9 protein-coding genes are annotated in these 14,180 nt (G+C 68.0%); 5 read left to right on the top strand and 4 right to left on the bottom strand.

Going from position 1 to position 14,180, the window contains the following annotated elements:
• Positions 1 to 77 precede the first annotated feature (77 nt).
• Entirely contained in the window at positions 78 to 281 is a 204-nt protein-coding gene (locus G8760_RS13565) for a hypothetical protein (RefSeq protein WP_166351844.1), read from the top strand.
• A gap of 340 nt (positions 282 to 621) precedes the next feature.
• Here the strand turns inward: G8760_RS13565 and G8760_RS13560 are convergent, their stop codons facing one another.
• Positions 622 to 2,055: a sodium/glutamate symporter gene (locus G8760_RS13560; protein ID WP_166351842.1), complete on the bottom strand. Its 1,434-nt coding sequence runs from the start codon at positions 2,053 to 2,055 to the stop codon at positions 622 to 624.
• A 566-nt stretch (positions 2,056 to 2,621) separates the two neighbouring features.
• Here G8760_RS13560 and smc point away from each other — a divergent pair.
• Together smc and G8760_RS13550 are read left to right on the top strand one after the other, a co-directional pair.
• A complete protein-coding gene (gene smc / locus G8760_RS13555; protein ID WP_166351839.1) occupies positions 2,622 to 6,365 on the top strand; it encodes a chromosome segregation protein SMC in 3,744 nt (1,247 codons plus the stop codon).
• 109 nt (positions 6,366 to 6,474) lie between these two features.
• Positions 6,475 to 9,837 (top strand): AfsR/SARP family transcriptional regulator, encoded by a 3,363-nt coding sequence (locus G8760_RS13550; RefSeq protein WP_166351837.1) that lies wholly within the window; start codon positions 6,475 to 6,477, stop codon positions 9,835 to 9,837.
• A 76-nt stretch (positions 9,838 to 9,913) separates the two neighbouring features.
• Here the strand turns inward: G8760_RS13550 and G8760_RS13545 are convergent, their stop codons facing one another.
• On the bottom strand, positions 9,914 to 10,741 hold the full coding sequence (locus G8760_RS13545; protein ID WP_166352116.1) for an ABC transporter permease: 828 nt from the start codon (positions 10,739 to 10,741) through the stop codon (positions 9,914 to 9,916).
• Positions 10,742 to 10,746: 5 nt separating this feature from the next.
• Positions 10,747 to 11,739: an ATP-binding cassette domain-containing protein gene (locus G8760_RS13540; protein ID WP_166351834.1), complete on the bottom strand. Its 993-nt coding sequence runs from the start codon at positions 11,737 to 11,739 to the stop codon at positions 10,747 to 10,749.
• 342 nt (positions 11,740 to 12,081) lie between these two features.
• On the opposite strand from G8760_RS13540, the gene G8760_RS13535 reads away from it, so the two are divergent.
• Complete coding sequence (locus tag G8760_RS13535; protein ID WP_166351832.1) at positions 12,082 to 12,393, top strand: hypothetical protein; 312 nt, start codon at positions 12,082 to 12,084, stop codon at positions 12,391 to 12,393.
• Between the two features lie 84 nt (positions 12,394 to 12,477).
• Complete coding sequence (ftsY, locus tag G8760_RS13530; protein ID WP_166351829.1) at positions 12,478 to 13,677, top strand: signal recognition particle-docking protein FtsY; 1,200 nt, start codon at positions 12,478 to 12,480, stop codon at positions 13,675 to 13,677.
• 296 nt (positions 13,678 to 13,973) lie between these two features.
• On the opposite strand, the gene G8760_RS13525 is transcribed toward ftsY, so the two are convergent.
• Positions 13,974 to 14,168 (bottom strand): CsbD family protein, encoded by a 195-nt coding sequence (locus tag G8760_RS13525; protein ID WP_166351827.1) that lies wholly within the window; start codon positions 14,166 to 14,168, stop codon positions 13,974 to 13,976.
• Between the last annotated feature and the right edge of the window lie 12 nt (positions 14,169 to 14,180).

Raw genomic sequence — 14,180 nt, 5'->3', positions numbered from 1 at the left:
AGAATATTCGGCGCTGGCTGGCACCTCCGTGACGGTATCCATCATTCTTGAGCATCAGCCTGTGGAGGGCACCAGCGATGGCAAAGGCGCTGTTGGGACATGTGGGGGGCCCGGATCCGAGGCTCATCACGGAGGTACAGAGACTGCGCCGCAGGGTCCATGATCTCGAGGCAGAGGTAGGTCGGCTCCAAGCGGCCAACGACGACCTCGCCGAGGCTGCACTTGAGCACGAAAGCCTCGTTCTCGACGATTCTTCGATCCGCGAACCCGCACTCACCTGACGGTCTGGCAGCGCGAGCTGTCAGACCGTTTTGTGTTGGCGCCCCGACGACGGGCCAGCGCGTGCTACGCGCAAACGGTCGCGATCGTCGTAGTGCCGGCAGCCATGTGGAGATGCGGTACGTGAAGCCCACGTTGACCGCGTGCTTGGCCTTGGGTATCCACTGTTGCGTGCCGGCGACCCGCGCGCCCCGCCCCTGGTGACCGTTGCCGCGTTTCCGCCGTCAGTCCGGGTGCTTGAGTCCCAGATCCGCACGCGCATGGTGCGTTGAACGCCTCCACTAACCAGGCAAATCGTCCACTGTGGCATGCGCTCAACGCACCATACACGGGCGGTGACGATCACCGAAGTTGAGTGTCAGAGGTCGCCGCCGGTCCTTGGCGGCCAAAGTAGAGCAGACCGGTGGCCAGCGCGAACGTCATGAGCGCCGCCATGCCGAGCAGGAACGGTTCCGGACCGAACTGGGCGATGAGCGGAATGGCCGCCGCGGTGATCAACCCGCCGCCGAAGAACGGCTCGAAGAGCAACTGCTTATATCCGAACGCCTCGAAGGCAGGGCTCTTTCCTTCGGGATCCGCCACTCGCATCAGGATCAGCCCCGTTGCGGTGACACCCATCGACTGACCGAAGTCGCCGATCCCGCGCTCGAACCAGTAGGTGGGAATGATCCGTCGGGCGAGGAAGACCAGCGCCGCGACGTTCCAGGCGATACCGGCCCCGGCGAGCAGCAAGAACGGCCCGAGGTGGTCGGCGATGGCCTGGATGGACAGAGTAGCCAACGCGCTGATGATCAACAGATCGAGTGCGAATCCCTGGATCCGCAGCATCATCAGCCGATCCACCAATCCGGTGTGGTCGGCGCGGTCGATATACAGCTGGACCACGACACCCCCAAGCATCGCCATGGGGAACAGCGGCACGTGGGCGAACAGTTCGACGGAGTCGAGCCACAGCAGTTCCTCGATGCCGCGCAGGGCGGTGAGCATGAGATAACCGATCAGGACCGCTACCGCGACGATGCCGAAGTGGATGGCCAACGGCTCGACCGACGACGGCCGCACCGTCATCGTGGCGGCCGGGTGCTGGTCGTCTTTCAGATAGAGGCCCCGCTGCTCTTCGACCGAGGCTTGTGCGTCGCCCTTGAGGAACTGGGTGTGACCACGGCGCACCGCCCAGTTGATCATCGCTACGCCGATGAGGACGCCGGACACGACTCCGACGGTGGCAAGACCCAGAGCGAGGTCGGCGCCCTCGGGAAAGCCGTTGTCGGCCATGGTGTCGCGCATTCCGGCGGCGGTCCCGTGGCCACCCTCGAACGAGATCTCGATCAGCGCTCCGGCCATTGGGTCGATGTCGAACAACGGCGCCAGCAGCAGGATGGCCAGAAGTAGGCCGATGACGTACTGCCCGGCACCAATCGCGACACCGAACGACAGCTGCGGGCCCACCAGTTTGGCGGCGTCTTTCGGGTTGGGGATCCGTTCACCCAGGAAGAGTGTGGCGAACACGATGCTGATCAACAGGCCGGGCAACGTACTCCACACCGACAGGATGTCGGCGCCGAAGATCCCGCCCTCGGCCCAGCCGTCGTAGCCCAGCCCGCTCGCGGCCCGGCCGAGGAGCTCCGGGCCGAGCAGCAGTGCGAGGAACCCTCCGATGATCGAGCTCGGCAAGAACAGCCGTTGGCACCAGCGGCTGCGTAGCCGGATCAGCTTGGCGACCACCAGGACCAGGCCCAGCAGCAACAGCGCCATCCCGACGACATTTGCGGACATCCGTACTCCCGTTGCTTACTGGTGTCATCCGCCCGGCGCTGGGGCGTCGACCCTAATCATGACCACGCGACGAACTTGCTGATGACTCCGTGCCATCAACAAGTCAAGTAGCCGGAACGTACGTCGATTCGGTGCCCGCGGCAAGTCGGCTCGCCCGGACGGTCTGACGCCGAACCCGATTCGCTGTTGGGGTGGGCCCGACTCGTGGTCGGGGTCGAGCCGTCGTACCGTCGACGGTGGCACTGCCCGGGGCGTGACACCCGTCGCCCAGACCAGATGATCACAGGTCAGGGCGTGGCTTTGCCAGCGATTCGGTCCGTCAGCGGGTAAGGTGGCGGCCATCTTCCCCATGCCATACTCGTAAGCTGCTCGGGAAAACGGGGGCAGGACCTGGAGCTACCACCGATGCGCACCGGCTGTCCGTCGCAGGGCGCGACAGCTACCGGGTGCGCCACTATGCCGGCACCGTCCTTGGAGCGGGGCCGCGTGGCTGTTGGGCATCACCGACGGCGGCGTAAACACCCTGTGGGGCAGTGGGAGCGTCCAGGCGGGAGGAGAGTTGTGCGTTGCACCTGAAGAGCTTGACGTTGCGGGGGTTCAAGTCCTTCGCCTCGTCGACCACACTGCACTTCGAGCCGGGCATCACGTGTGTCGTCGGCCCCAACGGGTCGGGTAAGTCGAACGTCGTCGACGCCCTGGCCTGGGTTATGGGAGAGCAGGGCGCCAAGAGCCTACGTGGCGGCAAAATGGAAGACGTCATTTTCGCCGGCACCTCGGGCCGGCCCGCGCTCGGCCGGGCCGAAGTAGTGCTGACCATCGACAACACCGACGGCGCCTTGCCTATCGAGTACTCCGAGGTCACGATCTCCCGCACCATGTTCCGCAATGGCGGCTCGGAATACTCGATCAACGGCCAGGGCTGCCGGCTGCTCGACGTGCAGGAACTGCTGTCCGACTCCGGCATCGGCCGGGAGATGCACGTCATCGTTGGTCAGGGACAGCTCGACTCCATCTTGTCGGCGACACCGGAGGGCCGCCGGGGGTTCGTCGAAGAGGCAGCCGGCGTGCTGAAGCATCGCAAGCGCAAGGAGAAGGCGCTGCGCAAGCTGGAGGCGATGCAGGGCAACTTGACCCGGCTGCAAGACCTCACCGCTGAGCTGCGCCGGCAGCTGGGCCCCCTGGGTAAGCAGGCCGAGTTGGCCCGGCGGGCCGCCACCATCCAGGCTGACCTTCGTGATGCGCGGTTGCGGCTGCTCGCCGACGACCTCGGCCAAGCCCGCGCCAATCTGGAGCAGGAGGTGGCCGACGAGGCCGCGCTGAAGGCCCGGCAGGCTGAGCTGACGCGCACCTTGGAGCAGGCACGTGTGGCTGAGGCCCGGCTGGAGGCTGAGGTTCGGGAGGCGTCACCCCTGCTGGCCAGGGCTCAAGAGGCCTGGTTCGGGCTGTCTGGGCTGCGGGAGCGGCTGCGGGGTACGGCATCGCTGGCCGCCGAGCGGGGCCGCCATTTGGAATCGGCGGGTGACACCACCCCGAGTGGGCGCGATCCAGACGAGATGGAGGCCGAGGCGGCCGCCGTCCGGGAGCAGGAGGCCGAACTCAACGAGCAGATCAGCGAAGCGCGCGAGATGCTCGACGACGCCATCACCCAGCGTGGCGAGGCCGAGGAGGCCGTCGAAGCTGAGGAGCGGCAGCTCGCCAGCCTGATCCGGGCCGCCGCTGACCGGCGAGAGGGTATGGCCCGCATGTCCGGGCAGGTCGACGGGGCCCGCCGGCAGGTCGCCGCAGCCCAGGCCGAACTCGTCCGGCTGACCGCTGCTCGGCAGGATGCCCTGGACCGGGCGGCCGCCGCCGAGCGAGAGTTCACCAGCCTGGAGACCACCATCGCCGGGTTGTCGGTTGGTGAAGAAGGGCTGGACGCCGAGTACGAGCGGATCGCGGCGGAGCTGGCCGAGGCCAGCGACGCCGTCGCAGCGTTGCAGGAGCAAGAGCAGACGGCCTCACGGGAGCGGGCGGCACTAGCGGCCCGTAAAGAGGCCCTGGAGATCGGGTTGTCCCGCAAAGACGGCGCCGCTTCTCTGCTGGCCGCCTCAGACCGGATATCCGGCGTCCTCGGCTCGGTGGCGGCGCTGCTGACCGTCGAAACCGGGTGGGAGGCCACCGTGGCCACCGCGCTCGGTTCAGCCTCCGATGCGGTGGCCGTCGGTTCCGTCGACGACGCCGTCGCCGCGCTGCGCCTGCTCCGCGACGACGACCTCGGCCAGGCCGGGTTGTTGGTTGGCGGTGCGCCGTACGACGATCCCGGGGCGTGGACCACCTTGCCCGGCGGCATGCGCTACGTCGTCGATCTGGTCACCGCTCCCGCTGAGTTGCAACCAGCTCTGAGCAGCCTGCTTCGGGGTATGGTCGCCGTCGAGGATCTTGCTTCCGCGCGGGCGCTGGTCGCCGAGCTCCCGGACATGGTGGCGGTGACTCGTGATGGTGACCTCCTGGGCCGCGGGCGAGCCTATGGCGGCTCGTCCAGCGCTCCCAGCCTGCTGGAGGTACAGGCTGCCGTCGATGAGGCCGCCGACCAACTGGCGGCGGCCGCCGGGCGGGCGGAACGGCTCAGCCGCGAGCTCACCGCGGCCACCCGGCGTCGCGATGAGGCCGCCACGCGGGAGGCCGCGGCGCTCAACAAGCTGCATGAGTCAGATGCTGAGCTCTCGGCAGTGGCGGAGCAGCTCAACCGGCTGGGCCAGGCCGCCCGATCGGCCAGCGACGAAGCCGAGCGGCTAGTGGCGGCGGTCGCTGAGGCCGAGGAGAAGTGCGAGCGAGAGGCCGCGACGCTCGAGGAACTCGAGGCGCGCCTCGAAGCCGTCGAAGAAGCCGGCGACGACGACACCACCGCCGAACCGTCCACCGAAGAACGAGACCGGCTGGCCGAACTGGTTCGGCTGGCCCGCCAACGCGAGACCGAGGCGAGGTTGTCACTGCGCACCGGCGAGGAACGTGCTCGGGCACTGGCCGGTCGGGCCGAGAGCCTGGAACGGGCGGCGCGGGAGGAGCGGCAGAATCGGACGCGGGCCGAGGCGTTGGCCCGCAAACGGGCCCGCGCCGCCCACATCGCGCAGGCCGTCGCCCGTGGTGCCGAGATCGCACTGCGCCGCGTCGAGACGTCGTTGGAGATCGCCGACGCCGAACGGGGCGCCGCCGAACAGGCCAAATCCGAGCGAGAGGCCGCGCTGGCCGCCGAGCGAGAACGCACCCGGACCGTCGCGACCGAGCTGGAGCAGGTCACGTCGTCGGTGCACCGGGACGAACTCGCTCGCGCCGAGCATCGGATGCGGGTCGAAGCGTTGGAGACGAAAGCGCTAGAGGAACACGGGATCGAGCCGTCCACGCTGATCGACGAGTACGGCCCGCATTTGATGATTCCGGTGCTGGAGGCGCCGCCCGCCCCGGGTGCGACGTCATCGGCGAACGGCGCCGGCCGGAAGGGCGCAAACGCGGACGGACCCGGTGCGTACCCCGCCGAGGCGGGCGCGGCGGAGGCTGGCGCGGCGGAGGCTGGCGCGGGCGCCGACGCCGCCGGGCGAAGCGGCGCAACGGCGGCGGACGAGCCGAGCTTTGTGGGGGCCGCCGAGCCGCCGCACAAGGTGGTCCCGTTCGTCCGTGAGGAGCAGGAGAAACGGGCTCGTAAAGCCGAACGCGAGCTGAACCGGCTGGGCAAGGTCAACCCGCTGGCGTTGGAGGAGTTCGCCGCGCTCGAGGAACGCCACTCTTTCCTCGCCGAGCAGTTGGAGGACCTGAAGCGCACCCGCAAAGATCTGCTGGACATCGTCAAAGAGGTCGACGATCGCGTCCAGGAGGTGTTCACCAACGCCTTCGAGGACACCGCACGGGAGTTCGCGTCCGTGTTTTCCCGGCTTTTCCCCGGCGGCGAGGGGCGTCTGGTGCTCACCGAGCCCGACGACATGCTCACCACCGGTATTGAGGTCGAGGCGCGGCCACCCGGTAAGAAGGTGAAGCGGTTGTCGCTGCTGTCCGGTGGTGAGCGCTCGCTGGTGGCGGTGGCATTTCTCGTCGCGTTGTTCAAGGCCCGACCAAGTCCGTTCTACATTCTGGACGAGGTGGAGGCCGCCCTCGACGACACCAACCTGGGCCGGCTACTCGCCATCTACGAGGAACTACGCGAACGCAGCCAGCTGATCGTCATCACCCACCAGAAGCGCACGATGGAAATCGCCGACGCCCTGTATGGGGTGTCGATGCGTGGTGACGGTGTGACCGCGGTGATCAGCCAGCGCATCCGGGAATCCGAACCGGCCTGACGAACCACCCGTGGGTCGGCGGCGAGGAACAGGATCCGGGAAGGGTGGCGGCCTGCCGAGTGTTGTGCCGTGAGACAAGAAGCCTGGCCGGGCATGGGAAGCTGGAATAGTGCGCATCGGGATTTTAGGGCCGTTACAGGTATGGACCCCCGAAGGCCACCCGATCGAGATCGGAGGCGGCCGGCCCCGAGTCCTGCTCGCTCGGCTGGCCATCGACCCGGGCCGCCCGGTCCCGGTCGACGCACTCGTCGATGCGCTCTGGGAAGACGATCCGCCCGCCGCGGTGGGCAACGCCCTGCAGGCTGTTGTCTCCCGGCTGCGCCGCGCCCTCCAGGCAGCCGAGCCGGACGGTGGTGCGCCGACGCTGGCCATCGAGTCCCACCACGCCGGGTACCGGGTTGATGTCGGCAAGGACGACGTCGACGCCCACCGGTTCGAGAAACTGGCCCGGACCGGCCGCCAGGCATTACGCACCGGGGACCCCCTGACCGCGAAGGAGACCCTGACGGCTGCTTTGGATCTGTGGCGCGGGCCGCTGCTGGTCGACCTCGGCGACGCGTCGTTCGTTGCTGCCGCCGCGGCCCGCTTCGACAAGCTGCGACTCTCCGTCGTCGAGGACCGCATCGAGGCATCGTTGCTGCTGGGCGGGCACGCCGATGTCGTGGCGGAGCTCGAAGGGCTCGCCGGCGAGTACCCCCTGCGGGAGCGCATCCGTGGGCTGCTCATGCGGGCGTTGGCGGCGTCGGGTCGGCAGGCCGAGGCGTTGGACGTATACGAGCAGACCCGGCGCCGACTCGTCGACGAACTCGGCATCGACCCGTCGCCCGAGTTACAAGACATCCATCTGGCGGCACTACGCGGCGAACTGGCCGCTCCGGCCTTGGCTGGCGGTGACGATCCGCCGGCCGGCAGCCATCTCACCCCACCCGGCGACCCCACCTCCCAATTGTCCCGGCCAGTCCTGCCCACCCGCCGTACCAGTTTCGTCGGCCGGGGAAGTGACGTCGAGGCGCTGGTGGCAGCCATCGGGCAATCTCGGGCGATCACTCTGCATGGCCCCGGCGGCGCCGGCAAAACTCGGTTGGCCATCGAGTCCGCCCGGCACTTGGCCGAGGATCCTTCCACGGTGGGCGGCGATGGTGTGTGGTTCGTCGAACTCGCGTCGGTGGCCGACCACCTCGAGGTCGCCCCCGCCTTGTTGACCGTCCTAGGGCTCGGCGAGGTCACCACGGCCAGCGTCGACACCATGCGCGACCGGCTTCCCGTCAGCCGCGATGCCGCCGGCCGGCTGGCCGAGGCGCTCAGAGACAAGGACGCGGTCCTCGTTCTCGACAATTGCGAGCACCTGATCTCGGCGGTTGCCGCACTGGCGGACACCCTGTTGTCCTCATGCCGACGGCTCCGACTGCTGGCCACCAGCCGGGAGCCGCTCGGTGTCGAGGGCGAGGTGTTGTTTCCCGTCGGACCATTACCGTTGCCGGACAGCGCTGCGGAACTCTCCCCAGAAAGCGCCAGCGACTACGCCGCGGTCCAGCTGTTCGTGGACCGGGCCGTGGCAGTGCGGCCGGGTTTCCGGCTCGACGAGGCGACGGTGCCCGCCGTCGTCGAGGTCTGCCGCCGCCTGGACGGCATGCCGTTGGCCATCGAACTCGCCGCCGCCCGGGTTCGGGCGTTGTCGCCCGAGCAGATCGAGGAGCGCCTCGACGACCGATTCCGCCTCCTGACCAATGGCGGGCGTACCGCTCTGCCGCGGCAACAGACGTTGCGAGCGGTGGTGGAATGGAGCTGGGACCTGCTCGAGGAGCCCGAGCGGCTGCTGGTGAGCCGCCTCTCGGTGTTCTCGGGTGGAGCGTCGCTCGACGCGGTGGAGCGGATCTGTGCCGGCCCTGGCGTCGCCACCGAGGATGTCTTGGACACCGTGGCGTCGCTGGTGGACAAGTCGCTCGTGGAAGCCGGATCGGACGGAAGCAGCCGCGAGGTCCGGTATCGGCTGCTGGAGACGGTCCGGGCGTATGCCGCCGAGCAGTTGGCCGCGACGGGCAAAACCGAGAGTTTCGCGCGCCGGCACGCCGAGTATTTCGGCGACCTGCTGGAGCGGGCGGAGCCATACTTGCGCCGGGCCGAGCAGCTGGAATGGATAGCGCGGATCTCCGGTGACTACGACAACATCCTCGGGGCGTTGCGCTGGGCGATCGACAACGTCGAGACCGACCTCGCGGTACGGATCACGGCGCCGTTGGGTTACTTCTGGATGCTGCGGGGTGGCCGACGGGAGAGCGGGATGTGGCTACGTCAGACACTCGCCCTGCCGGACGAGGTGCCCACAGCGCGCCGGGCCCTGGTGCAATTCTTCGACGCGGCGAACACCTTTAGCGAAGGCGATATTCCGAATGGCATCCGGAGCTTCGCCCGGGCCCGACTGATATGCCGGCGTACCTCGCCCGACTCCAGCTTCCCGGTCCACGCCCTCGTCGAGACGATGTGGCTTGCCGCGATGGACGGGCGCCCATCAGCCCGAGAGCTGTTGCCCACCTCCGATGATCCATGGATGCGGGCCGTCATATATTCGGCCGGCATGTTCTTGGCCGATACCGACGGCGACATCGAGACCCGCGACCAGCAGATGGAACGTGCCATGGCTGAGTTCAGCGCCGTGGGCGATCGGATGGGGATGGCGATGTTGGCGCGGACCAAGGCCAGCTTCCTCGGCTTCGCCGGTGACCACGTCGCGGGGGTACGTATGTTGGAGGAGGCGCTGCGTTGGAGCCGCGAACTCGGCACCGTCGACGACGTTCCGGTGCTTCTGGCCGAGATGGGCCGGCACTACGCGCAGCTTCGTGACCTGCCCGCCGCACGACGGGTGCTGGAGGCCGGGTATGCCGAGGCGTGCCGATCCGGCGCCACAGCGGCGACGGTGGCCGTCGACGCCGCGCGGGGCTGGCTGGCCTACCGCGAAGGTGACGTCGAGACCGCCCTCGACCTGTTGGGCCGGGCCCGCTCCTCCTGCGGTGTCGATGACCCCGGCGAGGTGTACATCCGGACCGATCTTGCCGACGTCCAACTGGCGGCGGGCCAAGTGGAAGAAGCGCGAGAGGTCGTGACCGAGGGTCTGGAGTTGATCCTCAACCGGAGCACTCGCGCGCTGGCGGGGGCGCCCGACCTCGTGAGCCTGGCCCGGCTCACGCAGTCATGGGCGGCCATCGAGTTGGCCGAGGGCCGGCCCGTTGTGGCAGCTCAGCTCTTGGGTGTGTGCCTAGCGGTTCGTGGAGCGATGGACATGGGTAGCGCCGAACGGGCCGCGACAGAACGGCACACCCGGCTGGTGTTGGGCGACGAGGCCTACGAGCGGGCTTTCGCCTCCGGTGCCGCGATGCCGCGTGCTGAAGCCGTGCGGCTTGTCCGTGACGTGACCGGTGTGACCGTGCCGGAGCCGTCGCGTTCGCCGATGCCGGTAGCGACCGCACGTGGATGACGAGCGAGGCAGCTGCCCCGCTCGTCATCCACCTGCGGCATAAACGCCGCGCGGACGCTCTTAGATGCGTCGCCGACTAGATGCGCCGCCGGAACGCACGCACCGCCAACGGGGCGAACACCGCGGCGAACACAACCCCCCACAGCAGCGTCTGCAGGATGGGTCCGGACTCCGCGCCGTCCATCATCAAGCCGCGGACGGCGTCGGCCATCGTCGACACCGGGTTGGCGTCGACCACCGGCTCCAGCCAGCTGGGCAACGACTCGAGCGGAACGAAGACGTTGCTCATGAACGTCACCGGGAACAACACCGTCATGCCGTAGATCTGTACCCGTTCGGGATCTTTGGCGAGGATGCCCACGAGCACCCCCACCCACGAGAATGCCAGGGCGAAGAACAGCAGCAATCCGACGGCGGCCAGCAGCCCCAGGGCACCGTTCTGTAGCCGGAAGCCCAGGATCATGCCGACACCGAGGACCAGAATGATCGACCAGATCTGCTTGACCTGCTCGGCGAGGATCCGCCCGGCCAGGGGCGCCCAGCGAGCGATGGGCAACGAGCGGAAACGGTCGAAGACACCCTTGGTCAGGTCGGAGTTGAGCCCTTGCCCGACGTACATCGTGACGAAGAGCATGTTCATGACGATCATGCCCGGGAGCATGAAGGTCAGGTAGGTCTGCCAGTCGCCCATGATGGCGCCGCCGAACATGAACGTGAACAGCAGCACGAACATGATGGGCTGGACGCTGAAATCGGCCAGGTCGGTGGGGCTGTGCCTGATCTGGATCACTGAGCGCCAAGCGAGGGTGAGGCTCTGCTTGGTGCCCTCGATGGGGCCAACCCGGCTGGACAACGGGGTGGTGCCACTGGCCTGGTCGGGCTGGCGCTGAGTAGTGGCGGTCATGGTGCTCATGCGGGGATCCTTTCGGCCTGGTTGGTGTCGTGGCCCCTATCCGGCTCGGCCGGTTTGCCGGTGAGGGAGAGGAACACCTCGTCCAGACTGGAGGTGCGGAGGTTCAATTCGGTGACCGTGACCCCGGCGTCGTCGAGCCGGCGAACCACTAGCGGCAGGATCGCGGAGTCGGTGATGGGTGCGGTGACCAGCTGTCCGTTGACATCGGGTTCGACGCTGGCCAGTTCGGCGACGACGACGCGCACCGTGGGCACGTGGGTGTGGTTCTCTGGGCGCACCGCGAGGGTTCTCGTCCCCGTCATGGCCTTGAGCTCGTCGGGTGTGCCTCGGGCGATGACGCGGCCGTGATCGATGACGACGATCTGGCCCGCGAGTTCGTCGGCCTCCTCCAGGTACTGGGTGGTCAACAAGACCGTGACGTCGTCGGCGACCAAGCCCCTGATGATGTCCCAGAGGTCGTTGCGGGCGCGCGGGTCGAGGCCCGTCGTCGGCTCGTCCAGATAGAGGATGCGCGGGCGGCCCACCAAGCTGGCCGCCAGGTCCAGCCGCCGGCGCATCCCGCCCGAATAGGTGCCAGCGGCGCGGTGGCCGGCGTCGACGAGGTCGAAGTCCGACAACAAGTCTTGAGCCCGCCGTTTGGCGGCAGACCTTTCGAGCCCGAGTAGCCGCCCGATCAGCAGGAGGTTCTCAGCTCCGGTCAGTGCTTCGTCGACCGCGGCATATTGGCCCGTCAACCCGATCAGCTGACGGACTTGATGCGCCTGGCTCTGGACGTCGTAGCCACCCACGGTGGCGTGTCCGGCATCTGCGCCAAGCAGCGTGCTCAGGATACGTACCGCGGTGGTCTTTCCGGCGCCGTTCGGGCCGAGGACCCCCAGCACTGTGCCGCGGGGGACCTCGAGGTCGACGCCGTCGAGGGCGGTGGTCTCGCCGAAACGCTTGACCAAGCCTTCGGCGTGGATCGCGAGGTCGGCCGTGGTGGCGGACATGTCAATCTCCTTTGTTGGTTCCGGGCGGTTCGGACGGCACCGATGAGGCCGGTTGCCGCCGGCCGCTCCGCTCTTTCCGCGGTGATCGGCGCTAGGCCAGTTGCCCTAGGGGCTGGCCGACGCGCCGTTCACCGAGTGCACCCATCCTCGTCGAGGGCACTGACAGTCGGCGGACAGTTCGCTGACACCTCGCCGTCTTGGCCCGGCGCGGTGGTCGGGAGAAGCGACCGCGACACGCCGTGTGGAGCGACGTCCCTCCGTCTTTGTGCGACACACGTAACCTGGTGGTGCTGTTGTTACTGATGTGACTCGAGTATTCGAGTGTTGTCCAAGGGAGTCCAGATGACAGCAATCGCCGTAGCGATGCTGGTGAGTATGCTGCTCGCCTCTGCCGTGCTCGGGTTCGTCGGCCTCATGCACGAACTCACCCGATCGCCCCGCGGGCGCCGCTGGATGCGCCGACGGCGCTACGCCATCCGCCGACACGTCGACGCCACCTACTGGGCCGGTACCCGCACGTTGTGCGCCGCCCGGCGCACGTTGGCCGCCCAGCTCAGCCGTCCGGCCCCGGTGCACCTACCCCCAGCCGCGGCACCGGTCGCCCGCCCCGTCGTATCGCTGCCGCATCGCGCGGTGTCCACCGTGACCTCGTGATCACGCACGGCTAGTTCTCACGTCGGGCACTTAGGTACCCGGCCGGGTACCTAGCGCCGTCCGGACGTGCAAGGATGGGCGGTTGTGGAATACGTGCTCATAGGTCTGGCCATCGCGGTTGTCGCGGTCGGTGTCGCGCTGGCGCTCGTCGTCCCCCGTCGTCGTCAACGCATCCGAGAGCGGAGCAAGTCACAGCGGCCAGGCGTCGACTACACCCCAGGCGTCGGAGACGACGCCGCGCCCGTCGTGGAGGCGCCGCGGCGGCCCGTCGAGGACGTCACCCTCACCCCCCAGCCCGACGTCGAACCGGACCCTGCCGCGGCCGAAGCGATCGTCGACACGCCGGTAGAACGGCCCGAGCCGGCCGCCGGTCGACTCGGACGGCTGCGCGCCCGGCTGGCCAAGTCACAGTCGACACTCGGGCGCGGCCTGCTCAGCCTCCTTGCCCGGGACCGCCTGGACGAAGACACCTGGGAAGAGATCGAAGACACCCTGCTCACCGCCGACCTCGGCGTAGCGCCCACCCAGGAACTCGTCGAACGGCTGCGTGAACGGGTCCGCGTAGAGAGCATCGCCGACCCCAACCACGCCCGCACCGTGCTGCGAGAAGAACTCGTCGCGCTGGTCGACCCGTCGATGGACCGCAAACTACGCACCGAGCGGCACGTCGCGGAGAACCGGCCCGCCGTGGTGCTCGTCGTCGGCGTCAACGGCACCGGCAAAACCACCACGGTCGGCAAACTTGCCCGGGTGCTCGTCGCCGAAGACCGCGACGTCGTGCTCGCTGCCGCCGACACCTTCCGCGCCGCCGCGGCCGACCAGCTGACCACCTGGGGCGACCGCGTCGGAGTCCCCACGGTCCGCGGACCCGAGGGTGGCGACCCAGCCAGCGTGGCGTTCGACGCTGTCAAAGCCGGGACCGACGCCGAGGCCGACGTCGTGCTCGTCGACACCGCCGGGCGGCTACAGACAAAAGTTGGCCTGATGGACGAACTCGGCAAAATCAAACGAGTCGTCGAGAAACACGGACCGGTCGATGAGGTCCTGCTGGTGCTCGACGCCACAACCGGGCAGAACGGCATGATGCAGGCGCGCGTCTTCGGTGAGGTGGTCGACGTCACCGGGGTAGTGCTGACCAAACTCGACGGCACCGCGAAGGGCGGCATCGTGGTCGCCGTGCAGCGTGAGCTGGGCGTGCCGGTCAAACTTGTCGGCTTGGGGGAGGGGCCGGACGACCTCGCGCCGTTCGACCCGGAGGAGTTCGTCGACGGCATCCTCGGCTAACCCCGTTGTGCACCTGATCTCCGTTTTGTCACCTGATCTTTTTCCCTGGAGCGATCAGGTGTGCTGAACGCGCGCAACGGCCTACGTTGGTGCATCTGATCGCGTCCACGATCCGAACGGGGCAACGATCAGATGCACCAACCGTTCATTGTCGGCCGGTCGTGCATCTGATCGCCAGGGCGTCGGCGCGCCTAGACGAAACGATCAGACGCGATCGTCGCACCCCACAGGGCGATCCCATGGGGTGCGACGTCATCTGATCGTGGTGCGACCGGGCGGTCGCGGAGTACGGGCTCCTACCGCTTGAACGCGTCGCGGGCTTCCTCGCCCGCGTCCTTCAACTTGTCGCCGGCCTTCTTGAGCTTCGACTTGGCCTGCTCACTCGCGCCTTCGGCCTGCGCTTGCTCGTTGTCGGTGACCTCACCGATCTTCTCCTTGGCCTTACCCTTGGCTTCTTCGGCCTCATGCTTCATACGGTCGCCTTCACCCATCACGGTCCTCCG

This window comes from Phytoactinopolyspora limicola (assembly GCF_011320225.1).
GTDB classification, from domain to species: Bacteria; Actinomycetota; Actinomycetes; order Jiangellales; family Jiangellaceae; genus Phytoactinopolyspora; species Phytoactinopolyspora limicola.
The sequence above is the reverse complement of the archived record's forward strand: the minus strand, read 5'-3'. Positions and strand labels throughout refer to the sequence as shown.

Excerpts from the sequence above, each read along its gene's own strand:
- G8760_RS13565 (WP_166351844.1), top strand. The coding sequence starts at position 78 with ATGGCAAAGGCGCTGTTGGGACATGTGGGGGGCCCGGATCCGAGGCTC.
- G8760_RS13560 (WP_166351842.1), bottom strand. The coding sequence starts at position 2,055 with ATGTCCGCAAATGTCGTCGGGATGGCGCTGTTGCTGCTGGGCCTGGTC.
- G8760_RS13545 (WP_166352116.1), bottom strand. The coding sequence starts at position 10,741 with ATGACCGCCACTACTCAGCGCCAGCCCGACCAGGCCAGTGGCACCACC.
- G8760_RS13540 (WP_166351834.1), bottom strand. The coding sequence starts at position 11,739 with ATGTCCGCCACCACGGCCGACCTCGCGATCCACGCCGAAGGCTTGGTC.
- G8760_RS13535 (WP_166351832.1), top strand. The coding sequence starts at position 12,082 with ATGACAGCAATCGCCGTAGCGATGCTGGTGAGTATGCTGCTCGCCTCT.
- G8760_RS13525 (WP_166351827.1), bottom strand. The coding sequence starts at position 14,168 with ATGGGTGAAGGCGACCGTATGAAGCATGAGGCCGAAGAAGCCAAGGGT.